Source organism: Christensenella massiliensis (genome assembly GCF_040409835.1).
Lineage (GTDB): Bacteria > Bacillota > Clostridia > Christensenellales > Christensenellaceae > Christensenella > Christensenella massiliensis.
Genome location: NZ_CP117826.1, coordinates 638,589 through 657,413, shown reverse-complemented (window position 1 = coordinate 657,413; position 18,825 = coordinate 638,589). Strand labels below are relative to the sequence as shown.

General features: G+C 49.5%; 14 protein-coding genes. 11 read left to right on the top strand and 3 right to left on the bottom strand.

Translation table 11 applies throughout. The features are described from left to right. Positions 1–57: 57 nt before the first annotated feature. From PUP29_RS03155 to PUP29_RS03140, 4 genes are all read left to right on the top strand, one after another. Positions 58–1,230 carry an iron-containing alcohol dehydrogenase gene (locus tag PUP29_RS03155; protein WP_079547279.1) on the top strand — a complete coding sequence of 391 codons (1,173 nt, stop codon included), beginning with the start codon at positions 58–60 and terminating at the stop codon, positions 1,228–1,230. A gap of 94 nt (positions 1,231–1,324) precedes the next feature. Next, a complete protein-coding gene (locus tag PUP29_RS03150) occupies positions 1,325–2,440 on the top strand; it encodes an exonuclease SbcCD subunit D (protein ID WP_079547280.1) in 1,116 nt (371 codons plus the stop codon). Further along, a complete protein-coding gene (locus PUP29_RS03145; protein ID WP_079547281.1) occupies positions 2,437–4,878 on the top strand; it encodes an AAA family ATPase in 2,442 nt (813 codons plus the stop codon). The genes PUP29_RS03150 and PUP29_RS03145 overlap by 4 nt, the downstream gene beginning before the upstream one ends. Positions 4,879–4,928: 50 nt before the next feature. After that, the gene (locus PUP29_RS03140; RefSeq protein WP_079547282.1) at positions 4,929–5,360 is read left to right on the top strand and encodes a hypothetical protein; all 432 of its coding nucleotides are present in this window, start codon (positions 4,929–4,931) and stop codon (positions 5,358–5,360) included. 92 nt (positions 5,361–5,452) lie between these two features. Here the strand turns inward: PUP29_RS03140 and PUP29_RS03135 are convergent, their stop codons facing one another. Continuing rightward, on the bottom strand, positions 5,453–7,147 hold the full coding sequence (locus PUP29_RS03135; protein ID WP_079547283.1) for a U32 family peptidase: 1,695 nt from the start codon (positions 7,145–7,147) through the stop codon (positions 5,453–5,455). A gap of 117 nt (positions 7,148–7,264) precedes the next feature. On the opposite strand from PUP29_RS03135, the gene typA reads away from it, so the two are divergent. The 7 genes from typA (at position 7,265) to PUP29_RS03100 (ending at position 17,941) form a co-directional block, all read left to right on the top strand. Beyond that, positions 7,265–9,079, top strand: coding sequence for a translational GTPase TypA (gene typA, locus PUP29_RS03130; protein WP_079547872.1), 1,815 nt, complete (start codon positions 7,265–7,267; stop codon positions 9,077–9,079). Further along, on the top strand, positions 9,076–9,705 hold the full coding sequence (locus PUP29_RS03125) for a class I SAM-dependent methyltransferase (protein WP_079547284.1): 630 nt from the start codon (positions 9,076–9,078) through the stop codon (positions 9,703–9,705). Before typA ends, PUP29_RS03125 begins: the two co-directional genes overlap by 4 nt. A 284-nt stretch (positions 9,706–9,989) precedes the next feature. Further along, positions 9,990–11,126, top strand: a complete 1,137-nt coding sequence (locus PUP29_RS03120) for a sodium ion-translocating decarboxylase subunit beta (protein ID WP_079547285.1) — start codon at positions 9,990–9,992, stop codon at positions 11,124–11,126. Between the two features lie 13 nt (positions 11,127–11,139). Next, complete coding sequence (locus tag PUP29_RS03115; protein ID WP_353423831.1) at positions 11,140–11,265, top strand: hypothetical protein; 126 nt, start codon at positions 11,140–11,142, stop codon at positions 11,263–11,265. Continuing rightward, on the top strand, positions 11,265–11,927 hold the full coding sequence (locus PUP29_RS03110; protein WP_079547286.1) for a 4Fe-4S double cluster binding domain-containing protein: 663 nt from the start codon (positions 11,265–11,267) through the stop codon (positions 11,925–11,927). The genes PUP29_RS03115 and PUP29_RS03110 overlap by 1 nt, the downstream gene beginning before the upstream one ends. 175 nt (positions 11,928–12,102) lie before the next feature. Further along, a complete protein-coding gene (locus PUP29_RS03105) occupies positions 12,103–13,575 on the top strand; it encodes a peptidoglycan-binding protein (protein ID WP_079547287.1) in 1,473 nt (490 codons plus the stop codon). A gap of 109 nt (positions 13,576–13,684) precedes the next feature. Continuing rightward, positions 13,685–17,941, top strand: coding sequence for an acyl-CoA dehydratase activase-related protein (locus tag PUP29_RS03100; RefSeq protein WP_353423829.1), 4,257 nt, complete (start codon positions 13,685–13,687; stop codon positions 17,939–17,941). A 23-nt stretch (positions 17,942–17,964) separates the two neighbouring features. Here the strand turns inward: PUP29_RS03100 and PUP29_RS03095 are convergent, their stop codons facing one another. Then, positions 17,965–18,363 carry a hypothetical protein gene (locus PUP29_RS03095; RefSeq protein WP_353423828.1) on the bottom strand — a complete coding sequence of 133 codons (399 nt, stop codon included), beginning with the start codon at positions 18,361–18,363 and terminating at the stop codon, positions 17,965–17,967. A gap of 23 nt (positions 18,364–18,386) precedes the next feature. Then, positions 18,387–18,821 (bottom strand): hypothetical protein, encoded by a 435-nt coding sequence (locus PUP29_RS03090; protein ID WP_353423827.1) that lies wholly within the window; start codon positions 18,819–18,821, stop codon positions 18,387–18,389. Positions 18,822–18,825 lie beyond the last annotated feature (4 nt).

The window sequence follows — 18,825 nt, the reverse complement described above, 5'->3', positions numbered from 1 at the left end:
TAATAGAATAAATTTAAACAAACCGGCACAACAGCCGTAAACAGGAGGAACGCCTGAATGGATAATGATATTTTTTATAATCCGACAAAAGTGATATTCGGCAAAGGAACAGAGCTGCTTTGCGGACAGGAAGCGGCAAAGTATTGTGACAAAATGCTCCTGCACTACGGCGGCGGAAGCGCAGAGAGATCGGGCCTTTTAGATAGGGTGCGTGCATCTCTGCGGGCTGCAGGCATCACGGTATTTGAACTGGGCGGGGTAAAGCCTAATCCTCGTCTTGAACTGGTATATGAGGGCATCAATCTCTGCCGTGCAAAAGGGATTGGTTTCATACTGGCTGTAGGCGGCGGAAGCGTGATCGATTCAGCGAAAGCGATCGCCTGCGGCACGCCGAACAGCGATGATGTTTGGGATTATTTTCTTGGAAAGAAAACCGCACAGGCATTGCTTCCGATCGGAACCATACTGACGATACCGGGGGCGGGTAGTGAATCTTCGGACGGTATGGTCATTACAAATGAAAAAACGATGGCTAAGCTTGCCTATGGAGACGAGCGGTGTCGTCCTGTTTTTTCTATTTTGAATCCGGAACTGACTTATACCGTACCTGCCTATCACACAGCGGCGGGGATCGCAGATGCGATCGCGCATGTTATGGAGCGTTATTTTACAAAAACAGAGCATACAGACGTGGTAGACAGGATGTGCGAGGGAGTCATACGCTCTTTGGTACGGAACGCAAAACAAGCCGTAACAGACCCTGAAAACTATGACGCGAGGGCCGAGATCATGTGGGCCTGCAAGATCGCGCACGACGGAACGCTTGGAATGGGGCGTGAGGAAGATTGGGGGTCACATAATATTGAGCATGAGCTCTCCGCTAAATATGATGTGTCGCACGGCGCGGGTCTATCTGTTGTTTTCCCTGCATGGATCAAATATGTATATAGAAAAGCGCCAAAGCGCTTTATCCAGTTTGCAATGCGCGTATTTGATGTTGAATACGATGGAAACGACCCGGATTGGACCGTGATGCAGGGCGTGAAGCGGCTGATGTTCTTCCTGCAATCCATCAGTATGCCGACTTCTTTGCGTGATCTTGGCATCAATGATAAATCTGTATTGGACGAGCTTGCACATCGCTGTGCTGAAAATAACGGAGGAACGGTAGGCCGGTTCGCCGTACTAAATGAAGCGGATATCCGCAATATTCTTGAATTGGCATATTAATCGCAGAAAAGCTCCCGGATACGGGAGCTTTTCTTAGGATGCCCGCTTTGTGATACGCAAATAAAATATGATATGATATTTCCGGAGGGAATTTATGCGTATTCTACACACTTCAGATTGGCATCTGGGGATCACTCTGAACAACATGCCGCTGCTGAGCGAGCAGGAAAAGTTTCTTAAAGCGCTGTACCGTATCACGGTTGAAGAAAAAATAGATGCGGTCATCATAGCGGGCGATATTTTTGACCATGCCGTTTCAAATGCAGATGCGATCGCACTTTATAATGAAGCGATGACAGAGCTTTGCGCCGTGCAGAAAAAGACGGTGATGGTCTGCGCAGGGAACCATGACGGAGCCGCACGCCTTGCGTCCTGCAATGCCTTGCTCGAGCAGGCGGGATTATTTGTTGCGGGAAGACTACGGGATGGCATAAAGCAAATCGAGATAGGAGAAAATATTTTTTATCTCCTGCCTTATTTTTCCATCGATGAGGTACGCTATCTTTATCCGGAGTGCGAGATAAACGGATATGATGCGGCGATGAGGGCTGTAATAGACCATATAAAAACAGATCAGAAAAAACACAATATATTGGCAGCGCATTGCTTTGTGACGGGGGCGGAACCAACCGAAAGCGACCGCTCGGCAATGGTAGGGGGAGCCAACATGGTGGGCGCGGCGGCTTTTGCGCCGTTCGATTATGTTGCGCTTGGACATCTGCACCGTGCGCAGGATATTGGAGAAAATATAAGATACAGCGGTTCGCCGGTCAAGTTTTCCTTTGCGGAAGCAAATACGAAAAAGAGTGTAACGGTTATCGATACGGAAGATTTTTCAAGAACAGAGATACCGCTCGCGATGGAACATGATCTGCGCGTATTGAACGGAAATTACGAGGAGCTTCTCAATCGGGCCAAAACAGATGATAAACGGGAGGATTATATCAAAATCGAATTAAAGGATGAATATCCACATGTAGAAATTCTGAACCTATTTCGCAGCTTCTATCCTAATCTGCTTTCTCTTTCGGGAAAACAGTTAAAAAATATGGAATCGTCTCTTTCTATAGAAAAAGCAGAAAGTCTGCAGCCGGAGGATATCATGAAAATGTTTTACAGGGAACATACAGGCGAGGAACCGAACGAACGCCAGCTTGAATGGTTTCGGAGAGCGCTTTCCGCGCAGGAAGAGGACGGTGATATGCAATGATGCCGGAGCGGCTTGTGTTTGAGGCATTCGGCCCTTATGTGGAGCGGCAGGAAATCGATTTTTGTCCGCTTGAACGCGCGGGGCTGTTTTTGATCCACGGTAAAACCGGTTCCGGGAAGACGACGGTGCTCGATGCGATGGCCTATGCTTTGTTTGGGGAAAGCAGCGGCGGTCTGCGGGGAGATATCACAGCTATGCGAAGCGATTTTGCGGCAGATGAGCAGGATACAAAGGTGGATTTCATCTTTCGGATCAACGGGAAGAAATACCGTTTTCTTCGTACGGTACGCACCCGCATCAAAAAAAACGGCGAAAAAGAGCTGCAGGTATCCCAAAATGCTTTTTTCTTGAATGAAAGCGGGGAATATGAACCGTTTTTTGAAAATCCGGGGATCAAGAATATACGCCAAAAAGCAGAAGAATTGTTAGGGCTTACTTACGATCAATTCAGGCAGGTGATCCTCCTGCCGCAGGGAAGGTTTGAGCAGCTTCTGGTCGCAGATTCGGCCGAAAAGGAAAAAATATTAGTGACTCTGTTCAAAGCGGAAAAATGGCAGCGGGTCACAGACTGGCTTTGCGGGCAGGCGCTGGAATGCAGACGGGAAAAGGATACTGCAGAGCAGGGAATCGAATCTGTTTTGCATCAATATGATTGCGAAACGCAGGAGGAGCTGGAGAGCTGCGCCCGGGAAAAAAGAGAATTGCTGGTAGAGTTGAAAAAACGCTGCGAGGAGGCAGAAAAACAGGCTGCGGCAGCTGAAAAAGCTGTAACCGGTGCACAGACAGTAGAAAGTATGTTTCAGGAATGGAAGCAGGCTCAGGAGAAGGCAGCCGTTATACGGGCGCAGGAAAAGGAGATCAGACGTTTAGAGGAAAGCTGCAGACTTGCGGAAGCGGCGGCGCAGCTTCTGCCGTTGCGCAAAGAAACGGTCGCGCTGCAAAAACGGTGGCAGGAATGTGATCGGAAAGCGCAGGAAGCTGAAAAAACGATAGAAGACTTTAGCGGAAAAATAGAAGAATGCATAGAAGCGCTTTACGGAGTTCTGTATGAATTGCAAGAGGAACGAAAAGAGGAAAATGAGAAAAAAATACGCAGCGAGGTCTTGTTAGGGCAGAAGGAAAGGCAATATCAGGAGCTTTTTTCAGGCTATATCGAAAATACGGCGGGGATGCTGGCAGAAGCCTTGGAGGAAGGAAAGAAATGTCCGGTATGTGGGAGCATCCATCATCCACATCCAGCTGTACGCGCGGGCCGTATTGTTGGTCAGGAGGAGGTCAAAGCGGCAGAGCAGGATTTACGGAAAATCAGAAAGGAGATCGCCGAACAGGAAAAGCGGTTGTTTGTTCTTGAGCGTCAGGAAGAGAGCTGTAAAAATGGACTCCGGAAACTGGGTGCGGAATCACAAAAAGGGGAAAAAAGCAAAAAGGGTGGCGGAGACCCGAAGAAATGGCTGGAAAGGGCGGAGGAATTCAAAACAGGACGGAATACAGCTGTCAATTCCCGGAAGATATTCCGGGAGGAAGCGGAACAGGCGCATGCGGCATTTGAAAGTGCTATGGAAAATTTTCGGACAGCCTGCCGAACGCAGGGCTTTGAGACAGACGAAGAATTCCGAGCGGCCTGTTTGCCGGACGAGCGGCTGAAAGAGCAAAAAGAGAGGATACAGAGCTATGCTATCGATCGGAAAATAACGGAAGAAAATGAGCGGACGCTGGCAGAACGGTTACATGGCGTCGAACGTCTTGATATTGAGCAGATGCAAAAGGAATGGGAGCAAAAAGCCCGGGAGAAACAGAAAGCGGACGCGGAATTTGCAAAAATAAAAGCGGAGGAGGATCTGCTTCTCAAAGCAGAGGGTATCATAAAGAAAAAGGCTGGGGAGTTAAAGAAGATAACAGAAAAATATGTGGAGCTCGACCAGTTTTCCAGAATTTTGCGGGGCTCTAACGGCGTGGGGTTACAGCGGTATGTTTTAGGCGTTATGCTCAGCGCAATCACGCAGGAAGCGAACAGGCTCCTCCAAAAGGTCCACGATGGGCGGTATCAGCTTTGCCGCTCTATAGAAAGCAGCGGACGGACAAGAAAGGCAGGGCTCGATTTGGAGGTGTTCGATGCATATTCCGGCGAAAAGCGGAATGTTAAAAGCTTATCCGGCGGCGAAAAGTTCTTGGTTGCACTGGCCCTGTCACTCGGGCTTTCGGCGGTCGTACAGGCGCAAAGCGGCGGAATACACATCGATGCTCTTTTTATCGACGAGGGCTTTGGTTCTCTTGACCCCGCATCCATCGAAAATGCGCTTGACGTATTAGCCAGTGTAAGAGGAGGCTCGAAGCTTATTGGCATCATATCCCATGTGCAGATGCTGCAGGAGAACATAGAAACAACGATAGAAGTGTGTAAAAACCGTACGGGAAGTACGCTGGCAGTTACCTGCTGATCAGCATACGCTCGTGTCCGCAGACACATGATATGGAAAGGATGATTTGAATGGCTGTAGATAAAATGGATTGGCACGCCGTAACATTCCCGGACAGTATTCCTTACGAGAATGCAGGAACGCATATTGGAATGTATTTAGCGTGGCTGATTTTAAATGATCATGTACAGGAGGACTGGAAAGAAGAATTCTCCAATGCTTTGGACCGCGTTAAAAGCCGTGAGATGACAGGGCGGGATTTTTTGATGGAGTACTTGGATGAAACGCTGCCGGAAGAATTTATGACAGATGAAGCGCTGGAGTTTACCGGCGAATATTATGTTTCTTCCTATATTGATGATTTTGCGAAAGCCTTATCCGGCGAAGACACGGATTCCGAGTTTGCAGTCTATCTTCATGACGATACATGGGAAAATTATGACAAGGTAGAGCCGCTGATAAGTGCGAAATTTGAGCGGTGGAAAAATAACGAGTGGGAATGATCTGCTGACGCTGCGGGATAGAAAAATAACAACTGAAGCAGCCTCATACAGAACAGGGGCTGCTTCTGTTTTACAGCAAGGAAAAAACTCGCTTACTTTACTCCCCGTGTAAAATGACCGCGTGTGAATTCACGCGGAAGCGCGCGGGGGGCTTTGCCGTGCATGGCATCCCGATATTCCTGAACGAGACGAGCGCACTGCTTGGGAGTCTCCGTCGTAAAAACGAGCCGCAGAACATTGGCGCTGATCAGGGGCAATTTATCTGCCATATAGATGGGAGCGGAATTCAGAAGAGCGATGCGGCAGCCGGGCCCGAGATATAAGATGGGGAATTTTTTGCCCATACGGTCGGTCAGTACCGCTTTACCGGCTCGCGCGGCACAGTGCTTTGGATCGCCGCAGCGCAGCGGACAGCGGTTTGTCGTCATTAGGGTAAGCCTTCCATAAGCAATCACTTCAGTGGGGAGGACATCTGATAAATCAGATATCTGCGCCGCGTTCAGCTCGACACTGACCGTTGCCCTTTCACAGCCGAGCATACGCAGCGCTTTTAAGGTCTGGCTGTTTGCGGCATGCAGAGAAGCGTCGGATATTCTATGAGGTGCATCCGAAGCGCCCAAAGTGGAAACCAGCTCCGTCTCAAACCCGGAAGCGCAGGCGCTGTGCTCACCGTCATGCGAAACAAGGGAACGGACGCCGACGATCTGCGCTTTATTCTTGGCAAGCGCTCCAGTCCAGCCCGCATGGCAGGGAACATAAAGAATGTCAACCAATGGAAGAACGGCACGGGCCTGTGCTTCCGTTAAGACCTGCGCCGCAAGCTTGCGCGGCTTTTTGGGTTTACCTTTTTTAAGAGGCGCGTATTCACTGAAACCCGCACCAATACTTGCGGCCCCGGACGGGTGTGCTTTCAAGGCGGAATGGCTCCGTGGAAGAATATCGGGGATTTCGGCCGAAAAAGGACGGTCTGTGAAACCGCGTCTGCTGAATACGCGCAGAAGCTCGGCTTTATCCTCTTTCGTGATTGGCTTACCGTCGAGCGCTTTTCGATAAATGCGGGTAACGGTACCAACATATTGCGCCGGCTTCATTCGGCCCTCGATTTTAGCGCTGGCGATACCGGCCTCGTCCAGTTGGAGAATATGATCGATCAGGCATAGATCGCGGGGAGAAAGCAGGCGCCCCTTTTTTCCGTTTGCGGAATAATCGAGGCGGCATGGTTGAGCGCAAAGGCCGCGGTTAGCGCTTCTGCCGCCGATCAGGCTGCTCATCAGGCACTGCCCTGAATAGCATACGCAAAGGGCCCCGTGAACGAATACCTCGAGATCGATATCGACATTTTCCTGTATCCGGCAGATCTCAGAGAAGGAAAGCTCGCGCGCGAGTACAACGCGTTCAAAACCAAGTTCTTTCAGGGCGCGTACCCCGGCGGTGCTATGCGCGGTCATCTGTGTGCTTGCATGCAGACGGACGGAAGGACAAAGCTCTTTCAGAAGCATCGCGCAGCCGAGGTCCTGAACGATGAAGGCGTCTGCACCGGCTTCTGCGGCTGCTTTGGCGGTATCCAGCCATGCGGGGATCTCCCTGTCGCGTACAAGCGTGTTGAGGGCGAGATAAAGCTTTACACCGGCACGGTGCGCAAACGAAACTGCTTTTGCGATATCTTCGAAATTGTCTGCTAAGTTCCGCGCGCTAAAATTCTTAGCGCCGATATATACGGCGTCCGCGCCGTTCTCAACCGCCGCTTTCAGACTGTCCCAGCCGCCGGCAGGAGATAAGAGCTCCATTATACGCCTCCCATTTCTTTTTTCTACATTATAACATATAGATATACCGGCTGTATCCCTTGCATACAAGCGTTTTTTGATATATAATAAATTGTTTTGAAGAAAGGGAGAATGAACGTGTTAAGAGAAGATTTAAGAAATATAGCTATCATAGCGCATGTAGACCACGGGAAGACGACTTTGGTGGACGAAATGCTGAAGCAGGGCGGTTCTTTCCGGGAAAATCAGGTGGTAGCCGAACGTGTGATGGATTCGGGAGATTTGGAGCGGGAACGCGGCATTACGATTTTAGCAAAGAATACAGCTACTTACTACAACGGTGTCAAGATCAATATCGTAGATACGCCCGGACATGCAGATTTCGGCGGAGAAGTGGAGCGCGTCTTGAAAATGGTGAATGGTGTGCTGCTGCTTGTGGATTCGTTTGAAGGCCCGATGCCGCAGACGCGCTTTGTGCTGCAAAAGGCGCTTGAGCTCAATCATCGCGTTATTATTGTAGTCAATAAAATGGATAGGCCGGATGCACGCCTTAATGAGGTGGGGGATGAAGTGCTTGAGTTGCTTCTCGAGCTCGATGCGACAGATGAACAGCTTGACAGCCCTATCATCTATTGTTCCGGACGTGAAGGCACGGCAACAATGGACCCGAACCGGAAGGGAACAGACTTAAAGCCGCTGTTTGATACCATATTGGATTATATCCCGGCACCGGAGGGAGACCCGGACGGCCCGTTGCAAATGCTGGTATCTTCAATCGATTATAACGATTATGTAGGCAGGATCGCCGTCGGCAGGATAGAACGGGGAACGATCAAAACGGGGCAGGAGGTATCTCTGTGCGACTATCATGTGGAAGACCTGTGCACCAATGGACGCGTTACGGCGATTTATCAATATGACGGTCTGAAGCGTGTGGCGGTGGAAGAAGCGAAAGCGGGAGATATCGTAGCGTTTTCCGGTCTCGAAAACGTAAATATCGGCAATACCGTATGTGCACCATATGAATTCGAACCGATCCCGTTCGTCAAAATATCTGAACCGACAGTGGAAATGACGTTTTCCGTAAACAATGGCCCGTTTGCAGGACGCGAGGGAAAATATGTGACGTCCCGGCATTTGCGCGACCGCTTGATGGCAGAGCTGCGCAAGGATGTTTCGCTTGGTGTGCACGAGACGGAAAGTCCGGAAACCTTTCGGGTGCTCGGACGCGGGGAAATGCATCTTTCGATCCTGATCGAAACGATGCGCCGCGAAGGATATGAATTTATGGTAGGAGCACCAAAAGTGCTTTATAAGACCATAGACGGGCACATGTGCGAACCGATCGAACGGCTGCTTGTAGACGTACCGGCGGAAAGCGTTGGCAGCGTGATCGAAAAGCTCGGATCGCGCAAATCGGAAATGGTCCACATGACACCGCAGGGAGAGCGTATGCGCATCGAGTTTAAAATTCCTGCCCGGGGCTTATTTGGGTACCGCGGAGAATTTTTGACGGATACACGCGGAGAAGGGATACTGAATACGGTTTTTGACGGCTATGAACCGTATAAGGGCGATATCGAAAAACGTTCCGTAGGTTCGCTGATCGCCTTTGAGACGGGCGATGCGGTAACGTATGGCTTGTATAACGCACAGGAGCGCGGAACTTTGTTCATTGGAGCGGGCACTCCTGTTTATATGGGCATGGTGGTAGGGTCATCACCGAAAAATGAGGACCTTGTGGTCAATGTCTGCAAGAAAAAGCATGCCTCCAATGTACGCGCGTCGGGAAGCGACGATGCGCTGCGGCTGATTCCGCCTAAAAATATGAGCCTTGAAGAAATGCTCGAATTTTTGGGAGATGACGAGCTTTTGGAGGTGACTCCTGAAAGCCTGCGCATCAGAAAGAGGATACTGGACCATCAACTACGAATGAAAGCGAATAAGAAATGAAGACACCCGATGAAATATTGCAAAACTGCAAAAAACCGGAAGGCGCTTTGGGGGAAGAAACGATTTTGCGCATGAACGAGAGCCATGCCGAGCTGACCGCATGGGGGATTTCGCAGATCGAGATAGCCAAGCAGGCAGTCGTACTCGATATCGGCTGCGGCGGCGGCAAAGCGCTGGGAAGACTTTCGAAGAAGGCAAAAGACGGCAGGCTGTATGGGCTCGACTATTCCGAGACCTCTGTTGAAATGGCCAAACAGGAGAACCGGGAAGATGTTGAAATGGGAAAGATGGAGATCGTCCATGGGAGCGTTTCCGCTCTTCCGTTTCCGGACGGTATGTTCGACATCGTAACTTCTGTAGAGAGTTATTATTTCTGGCCCGACCTTTCCCATGACTTCAGAGAGGTTCGGCGTGTTATGAAAAACGGCGCCGTTTTTGCGGTCATTGCTGAGATGTATAACCACGAAGGGCAGAGCGAAGAGGATAAGTACATCGTCAAAACGCTCCAAATGCATAATAATACGCCGGAAGAACTGGAAGACATGCTGAAAAAGGCAGGTTTTCGGGAAGTACGCATAGAGCTGGAACAAAACAAAGGCTGGCTGTGTGCGGTCGCCGTCAGGTAGTCAGGCTATCAAAAAATATAGACGGATCAAAAAGGCCGGAGTAGATTCGGCCTTTTGCATACAATGATCTCAAACGGAGCGTTTCTGCTTCGGTAAATTGCTTTTGCAATACAAAAGCATATTTATGCAACAGTGTTTTTAGAAAAAGCCATGCAACGGAAAAATAAAGCTTTAAATGACAGATCAAGCCTAAAATTTTTCTAAAATATGTTTTCAATGAAATGAGAGAATGCTATACTGTTTTTGGATGTTGAAAAGTAAATATTACGACAAAGGAGAGACCAATGGAATTTTTGGTGGAAGGTTTTGCTGCGCTCACATGGCAGCAAGTGGTCATGTTTATCGTGGGAGGCGTATTGATTTATCTCGCGATTTCCAAAAAATTGGAACCCGCCTTGCTTTTGCCTATGGGGTTTGGAGCGATTTTAGTCAACATCCCTTTTTCGGGAGCCGTCGATCAGGTAATGGAAGGGATCGGCCCGGTAACAGGGATCGTGGACTGGCTTTTTGATGTGGGGATCCACGCATCGGAGGCAATGCCGCTTTTGCTCTTTATAGGAATTGGGGCTATGATCGATTTCGGACCATTGCTTAAGAATCCTAAGCTGCTGTTTTTTGGTGCGGCGGCGCAATTCGGGATTTTTCTGACCGTATTCGCGGCGGCAGGAATGGGGTTTTCGCTTACAGACGCTGCTTCTATCGGTATTATCGGCGCTGCGGATGGCCCGACGTCTATTCTGGTTTCGCAGGTTCTGGGCAGTAATTATGTCGGACCGATCGCCGTGGCGGCCTACTCATATATGGCGCTCGTTCCCATCATACAGCCGCTTGCGATCAAGCTGGTAACGACTAAAAAAGAGCGTGCGATCAAGATGGAATATCACGGAGAAGATATTCCGCGAATCGCGAAAATTTTATTCCCGATCGTCGTAACGATGATTGCCGGTCTTGTAGCGCCGTCTTCCATCGCGCTCGTTGGGTTCCTGATGTTCGGCAATCTGCTCAGGGAATGCGGTGTGCTCGATTCACTTTCAGATACGGCACAGAAAGTATTGGTCAATCTGATCACCTTGCTTCTTGGGATCACGATCGCTTCTACGATGCGGGCCGAAGCGTTCGTAAATGTGCAGACGATCCTCATTATGTGCCTTGGCCTCGTAGCATTCTTCTTCGATACGATCGCGGGCGTTTTGTTTGCGAAGCTGCTGAACATATTCAGCAAGAAGAAAATGAACCCGATGGTAGGAGCGGCCGGGATCTCCGCATTTCCAATGTCTGCGCGCGTTGTACAGAAGATGGGACTTCAGGCGAACAATCAAAACCACTTGCTGATGTTCGCGGTAGGAGCAAATGTTTCCGGACAGATCGCTTCCGTCATTGCGGGCGGCGTTATTCTTGGACTTGTACCAACGCTGATTTAGGAGGAAAAATAATATGGATGCAATTACAGGCTCGCTTCAGCTTATGTGGCAGGGCATGGTATCGATTTTCGTGGTGATCGCCGCAATCTGCGTGGCAGTCGTCATTGTGCAGAAAATAAGCAAAAAGAAAAAGCAGTAATGATATCGGATTATATAAAAATCTTGGAGGGCGCTTATATTACATTGTATGGGAGCGCCTTTCTGCCTTTTCGGCAAAGAGTATATGAAGAACTGCCTTATGTGATCTCCTTTGCTGTTCCCCTACCGCGTGCAGTCGTGCGGGAGATCGCAGCCGAGGGTCCGACCAAAACATATTTTCATCATTACCGGACCTGCAATTCCTACATCGACCACGTTTCCTACCGGCTGACGCTTGCGATTCGAAAGGCCGGCTATGATGCGCTGTATGTTCCGGCTTCGCAATCTGTCAGCAAAGATGGATTTCAAGGACTTTTCCCGCATAAAACAGCAGCTGTGCTGTGCGGATTGGGAGGGATCGGAATGAACGGGCTTTTAGTGACTGCGAAATACGGGGCGGCGGTGCGCCTTGGAACCGTAATGACAGATATGCCGGTTCCGCAGGCAGAGCAAATTGAAAATCCGTGCAGAAGATGCGGGTGCTGTGTAAGGGCATGTCCGAGCGGAGCGCTTTACGGAACGGCATGGAAAGACAAAACGCCGGTTCAGGATATATTAGACGTGCAGCTGTGTAGTGCATATATGAAAAAAACGTATCGTGAAATCGGCAGAGGAGCCGTGTGCGGGATCTGCATGGCGGCCTGTCCGGTAGGAGCGGAATAGAAAGCATTTTATTTTTTCTGATTTTTCGGAAAATTGTATTGAAAGCTATGGATTTGAAAGAACTATGAATAATTTATTACGAAACTATTTACAATTGCGCAGAAAGGAGGTATAATAAACAAAGTTATAAAGTCTGGTCGATTTATAACTTCGTAAAAAAGCAGAGGAGATTAATATGAACCATATTATATCTAATGTTAAAGAGGGGCTCTCTAAGGCCGGAAACGCAGTAAAAGGCGGGCTTTCCCGGATAAAGGGTTCACTTTCTCAAACGGTGGCAGGACCTGCCGCAGGAAGATCAGGAAGAAAAACAAGAATAACAATGCAGCATCCTGTGCGGCGGCAGACCCGCAGATATGCGGCGAGGAAAGTAAATCAGAAGAGATTTACGGTCGTTGTGGCAGTTGCAGTCGTAGCGGTGATGGTACCTGTTATGGTTATGGCTGCGAATGGTGATACCGCTCAGACAGTGGCGCCGGAAGCGGCACCGGAAGCGGTACAGGTCGCTGATTATACAGTAGAGGAGCCTGAAACACAGGCGGTTACAGCATCTGCTCCAGAATTAACGGAAACGACGGAGAGTGCAAGCGCGCTTGAAGAGAGCACGGTAGCCGAGGATAAGGAAACGGAAACGGATGTTGTGGAAGCAAAGACAGCGCCGGAACCGGAACCGACTCCGGAGCCGACTCCTCAATATATCAATCTGACGGAAGGTGTTACGGATGATTCCGTAGCCGCTTTGCAGCAGAGATTGATGGAATTGCACTATATGAGCGAGGATCAGCCGACAAATTATTTTGGGCCGGCGACTTTAAGAGCGGTTCAGGCTTTTCAGAGAAAGAATGGCCTTACGGTTGACGGCGCGGCCGGACCAGAGACACAGGCTCTTATCTTCTCGGACAGCGCGAAAGAGTATTCGGCTGCTTTTGGTGCTGAAGGCGACGATGTATGGGAAATTCAGGAACGTCTGCAGGAGCTTGGATATGATGTGTCTCCGACAGGATATTTCGGTGAGGATACAGAAAAGGCAGTTAAATATTTCCAGAGAATGAATGGACTGGACGATGACGGAAGCGTAGGGAATATGACGAAAGAAGTGCTGTTCTCCGATAATGCTGAACCGTCTGAAGAATTTACACAGGAGGAAGAAGAGGAAGAAGAAAGCTCCTCCGGTTCTTCCGGAAGCAGTTCGTCCGGCGGCAGTAGTTCTTCAGGCAGCGGCAGCAGCTCGGGTGGAAGCAGTTCGTCCGGCGGCGGTTCATCTTCCGGCGGCAGCGCGCCGTCCGCAAATCCGGGTGATGTAGAGGCGTTTATCGACGCAGCGCTTGCGCAAGTCGGAAAGCCTTATGTGCTTGGCGGAAAAGGTCCTGATGTGTTCGATTGTTCCGGTTTCGTATATTATGCATTGAAGCAGAGCGGAAACGGCATTGGCTACATGACCTCCGGCGGATGGGCAAACTCGGGTTACACCTCGGTAAGCTGGGATAATCTGCAGAGAGGCGATATCGTCTGCGTAACAGGACATGTAGGGATTTATCTTGGCGGCGGACAAATCGTTGATGCCTCCTCGAGTTCCGGGCAAATTGTTGTTAGAAATATGGGATCTTGGTTCCAGAGCAGATTTATCTGCGGAAAACGGGTTCTGTAAAACAGACATAAATTGAACAAAAGAGCGGATGCGAAAGTATCCGTTCTTTTTTGTGTTCTTGTATAGTTCACAGATATTTGCTATAATATTTTCTCAGCGGGAGGTAGTTATGGCAGGATATAGATTAGGCCTTGATATTGGCTCAACAACGATCAAGATCGTTTTAATTGATGATAATGACCAAATTTTGTTTGAAAGATACAGAAGACATTTTTCAGATGTACGGGGAGAGCTTTTAAACCTTTTTAAAGAAATCGCGGAGGAATGCGGGGAATATACGGTAACGTCAGCCATTACAGGTTCCGGAGGACTTTCGGTGGCCAATCTTTTAGGATTGCCTTTTATCCAAGAGGTCGTTGCCGGGGCACGGGCGACGCAAAAATATATTCCGCAGGCAGATGTTGTATTGGAGCTGGGCGGAGAAGACGCTAAAATTACTTATATGAAGCCGTCGCTTGAGCAGAGAATGAATGGAACGTGCGCAGGCGGCACAGGTGCTTTTATTGACCAGATGGCGACCTTGCTCAATACGGACCCTATGGGACTGAATGAGCTTGCCAAGGGCTATCAAACGCTTTATCCGATTGCGGCACGCTGCGGTGTATTTGCAAAAACAGATGTTCAGCCGTTGATCAATGAGGGGGCAGCCAAGGAAGATATTGCGGCTTCTATTTTTCAGTCTGTCGTAAATCAGACGATATCGGGCCTTGCATGTGGAAGACCGATACGCGGCAATGTGGCGTTTTTGGGCGGGCCGCTGCATTATCTGACAGAATTGAGACAGCGTTTTATTGAAACCCTAAAGCTGCAGGGCGAGGCGATCATTCACCCGGAGAATTCGCATCTGTTCGTAGCGCTTGGTTCAGCTCTTATGGCGGAAGGGCGGGAATTTCAAATCAGCGATTTGCCCAGCATGCTGGAGAACGCGGGCGATGGAGAGCATGAAACGCGCAGATTGCGGCCTCTGTTCAAAAATCAGGAGGAATTTGACGCTTTTCAGCAACGGCATGCACAAAGGAATGCTGAGCGTTCAGAGCTCAAGGCTGCGGCAGGAGAATGCTATTTAGGCCTCGACGCCGGCAGTACGACGATCAAAGCGGTATTGATCGATGATAAAAGCAGGATATTGTACTCCCATTATCATTCGAACGAGGGAAGCCCGCTCGATTCAGCGGTAGAGATCGTTCGTGATATTTACCGTAAGCTGCCCAAACATGCCTATATTGCAGGCGCATGCGTAACGGGATATGGGGAAGCGATCATCAAAGAAGCATTGAAGCTCGATCTTGGAGAGATCGAGACAATGGCGCATTATAAAGCGGCGGAATTTTTCAACAAGGACGTCGATCTGATCATCGACATTGGCGGACAGGATATGAAATGCCTGCGGATTAAAAATGGAGTAGTGGACGGGATCATGCTGAATGAAGCCTGCTCTTCCGGCTGCGGAAGCTTTTTGCAGACGTTCGCTTATTCCTTGGGAATACCGATTCAGGAATTTGCGCAGGAGGCGCTGCGGGCGCAGAATCCAGTAGACCTTGGAACAAGATGTACTGTGTTTATGAACAGCAGGGTAAAGCAGGCGCAAAAAGAAGGCGCTACGGTTGGGGATATTTCAGCCGGGCTTTCCTATTCGGTCGTGAAAAACGCGCTATATAAGGTCATCAAAGTAAAAGACCCGGCTGATCTTGGAAAAAATATCGTGGTGCAGGGCGGTACTTTTAAAAATGACGCTATCCTGCGCTCTTTTGAGCTTGAGCTCGGCCGTGAAGTTGTGCGGCCGGACATTGCAGAGCTCATGGGAGCATTCGGCGCGGCGCTGCTTGCCAAAAAGGAAATGGCTGGCAAGCGCTCGGGTATTTTGTCTGCGGAAGAGTTGGAACGGTTTACCTATAAAGGAAGCTTTGCACGGTGCGGTAAATGCGAGAACCGCTGCATGCTGACCATTACGACGTTTGAGGACGGAAGGAAATTCATATCGGGAAACCGCTGCGAAAAAGGGAGCGGTATCATACGAAAAAACGATATGCCGAATCTGTTTGAGTATAAATTGAAACGGGTGTTCGACTATACCTCCTTGAGCGAGGAAGAAGCAGTCAACGGAACGGTCGGCATACCGCGCGCCTTGAATATTTATGAAAATTACCCGTTTTGGCATACGATGTTTACGAAACTCGGGTTCCGTGTTGTACTTTCCGATCCGTCCAGTCATTCCATGTTTGAAAAGGGAATGGAGACCATTTCTTCGGATACGGTATGCTATCCGGCCAAACTGATACACGGGCACATAGAGAATCTCGCGGAAAAGGGCGTCAAACGTATCTTCTATCCCTGCGTTCCGTTTGAACGCAAGGAGTTTGACAATACCAATAATCATTACAATTGTCCGATCGTGACCTCGTATCCTGAAGTCATCAAAAATAATATGGATGTTCTTCAGGAACAAGGGATCGAATTTATCAACTTCTTTGTAGCTCTCGATGAACCGGACTTCATGCCGCAGAAGATCATGAAGGAATTCGGGAAATATGGAATCACGGAGCAGCAGGCAAAGGAGGCAGCAGAGGCTGCATACGCCGCTCTTGACGCTTTCAAGCAGGATATGAGGGAACAGGGCGAAAAGACCATCAAATGGCTCGAGGAGACCGGAAATACGGGCATTGTGCTTGCAGGGCGGCCCTATCATGTGGATGCGGAGATCAATCATGGAATCCCATCGCTTATCACTGGATATGGACTTGCGGTACTGACAGAGGACAGCGTTGCTCATCTCGGGCATTTAGAGAGGCCAATCCGCGTGATGGACCAGTGGGCGTTCCACACGCGTCTTTATGAAGCTGCGGCGGCAGTTGGACGTTACGACTGTCTTCAGCTTGTGCAGCTCAATTCTTTTGGCTGCGGTCTTGACGCGATCACGACCGATCAGGTGCAGGAGATCATCACGGCGGCAGGAAAAATATATACGCTGCTGAAGATCGACGAGATCAGTAACCTCGGCGCGGCGAAAATCAGAATACGTTCACTCATCGCCGCGTTAAAGGAGAAGCGGGAAGAGGAACGCGAGCAGCCGAAGCAGGAAAAAAGAAATGCCGTATGGCACCGCCGTATTTTTACAAAAGAGATGCGGGAAAAAGGAACGATCGTATGCCCACAGATGGCGCCGCTGCAATTCCAATTTTTAAAGCAGGCGTTCGACCCGACGGGGTATCATTTTAAGGTCCTTACGGAGGTCACGAAAGAGGATATCGACGTTGGCTTAAAATATGTGAATAACGACGCGTGTTACCCTACGATCATCGTAGTAGGACAGCTTGTGAATGCGTTCCTGACCGGGAAGCTCGATCCGGACAATACGGTCATCATGCTGACGCAGACGGGCGGAGGCTGCCGCGCGTCCAACTATCTCGCGTTTTTGCGCAAGGCGCTGAAAGAAGCGGGGTTCCCGCAGGTCGTCGTGGTGTCGATCAATTTTTCAGGACTCGAAAAAAACCCGGGCTTCCGCTTTACCGCCGGGCTTGCGATGCGTCTTTTACTCGCGATCCCGTTGGGCGACCTGCTGCAAAAATTATTGCTGGCAACGCGGCCGTATGAAAAAAATAAAGGGGAGACAGACGCTCTGTTTGATAAATGGGTGAAGAAAGTACAGGATATCGTAGAGCATACCCGCTATTTTGGTTACCGCAGGGCGGCCAAACAAATGGTACGGGATTTTGAAGCGATAGAACGCACGGGCGAGGTGAAGCCTAAAGTTGGTATCGTTGGAGAAATATTAGTGAAATATCACCCGGATGCGAACAACCATGCGATTGAAGTGATCGAGCGGGAGGGCGGAGAAGCCGTGATGCCAGCGCTGATGGAGTTCTTCACCTACAGCCTGTATAGCTGCAAGTTCAAGCATGAGGAAATGGGAAAATCCAAAGGCGTTTATAAGGCCGCCATGTTTGGAATATGGCTGGTAAATTGGTTTAGAAACCCAATCCAGCGTGCGCTGCGCAAGAGCAAATATTATGAGCCGTATCCGAAAATACAACACCTTGCGGAACGGGCGGAGGAGATGATTTCCTGCGGGAACTGCACGGGCGAGGGTTGGTTCCTGACGGCCGAGATGCTGAGTCTCATCGAAGAGGGAACGCCAAATATCATCTGTGTACAGCCGTTCGCTTGCCTGCCGAATCATGTAGTCGGCAAGGGAATGATACGGGGGATCAGAAATAAATATCCGCAGGCGAATATTGTCGCGGTCGATTATGACCCCGGTGCGTCGGAGGTCAATCAGCTGAACCGAATCAAGCTGATGATCTACAGCGCGTTCGAGAATTTGAAAAAGCAGCAGGCGGAAAAGGCCGCGGCAAATGAACGGAAATAAAAGGAATGCAAAACCGGTATTGCTTAATGCCGGTTTTTCTTTTCCGCAGAACGGGCGGCCCGTGCCTTGTGTCTGCGGCGATATAGGATCTCAAGGACAATTCCCGCTAAAATGCAGACGAGATATACCGCACCCCAAATAAGCCATAGATTGTCTGTTCTTCCACCGCCGGGGTCCGTTCCATAAGAATGGAACAGGATACCTGAGAAAAAACCGACAGCATAGCCAATGGGTACGGAAAACCGTATGGCATGAGAGACGGACGGGAGGGAAAGGAAAATCACTCCCATACCGAAAAGAAACAGCAAAAGCGGAAAATCCTTCATGCCATGCCAATCAAACAGAATAAAACGGCAGAGCAAAAATTCAACCAGTAAAATAATGGCGGCGAAAATAGCCTGAAGGAAATGCTTTCGGGGCATTTGGCGGCCTCCTTATGTATCGGTCAGGAAACAACCGGAAGTTCAGATTCTGAAACAGGTATTTCCTCATAATCAAGGCTTTCCCATAATACATCGTATGATATGGGAGTGATAGAATACAGCTTGCCGTCCTTTCGCAGAAGAGAGCCGTTGCCGCCAATGGAAATAACGATATCTGTTCCGCCCGTTAAATGGAACCGAAAATGCAGGCCGATCCCGCCCGCAACCTCGTCCGCTTGGGAAGCGCTTCCAAGAAATTTGATTTGATTGACTGCTTCAGTGAGCCGTTTGATATCCTCTTCGTGCGAAACTGTTTTTCGTACCGCCGCAGCGGGAACGCTTCCCGTAAAAACATCGACCGACTGCACCTCCGCAGGGGAGAGTGAAAAAGCAGATTGGCAGCCTGTAAGCAGCAAAAGAAGACCAACGGAGACGGCCAGCAGAAAAAATTTTCTCACGATC

Coding starts and splice junctions, on each gene's coding strand:
- PUP29_RS03145 (WP_079547281.1), top strand. CDS start 2,437: ATGATGCCGGAGCGGCTTGTGTTTGAGGCATTCGGCCCTTATGTGGAG.
- PUP29_RS03105 (WP_079547287.1), top strand. CDS start 12,103: ATGAACCATATTATATCTAATGTTAAAGAGGGGCTCTCTAAGGCCGGA.
- PUP29_RS03140 (WP_079547282.1), top strand. CDS start 4,929: ATGGCTGTAGATAAAATGGATTGGCACGCCGTAACATTCCCGGACAGT.
- PUP29_RS03120 (WP_079547285.1), top strand. CDS start 9,990: ATGGAATTTTTGGTGGAAGGTTTTGCTGCGCTCACATGGCAGCAAGTG.
- PUP29_RS03115 (WP_353423831.1), top strand. CDS start 11,140: ATGGATGCAATTACAGGCTCGCTTCAGCTTATGTGGCAGGGCATGGTA.
- PUP29_RS03100 (WP_353423829.1), top strand. CDS start 13,685: ATGGCAGGATATAGATTAGGCCTTGATATTGGCTCAACAACGATCAAG.
- PUP29_RS03110 (WP_079547286.1), top strand. CDS start 11,265: ATGATATCGGATTATATAAAAATCTTGGAGGGCGCTTATATTACATTG.
- PUP29_RS03155 (WP_079547279.1), top strand. CDS start 58: ATGGATAATGATATTTTTTATAATCCGACAAAAGTGATATTCGGCAAA.
- PUP29_RS03150 (WP_079547280.1), top strand. CDS start 1,325: ATGCGTATTCTACACACTTCAGATTGGCATCTGGGGATCACTCTGAAC.
- PUP29_RS03125 (WP_079547284.1), top strand. CDS start 9,076: ATGAAGACACCCGATGAAATATTGCAAAACTGCAAAAAACCGGAAGGC.
- PUP29_RS03135 (WP_079547283.1), bottom strand. CDS start 7,147: ATGGAGCTCTTATCTCCTGCCGGCGGCTGGGACAGTCTGAAAGCGGCG.
- PUP29_RS03095 (WP_353423828.1), bottom strand. CDS start 18,363: ATGCCCCGAAAGCATTTCCTTCAGGCTATTTTCGCCGCCATTATTTTA.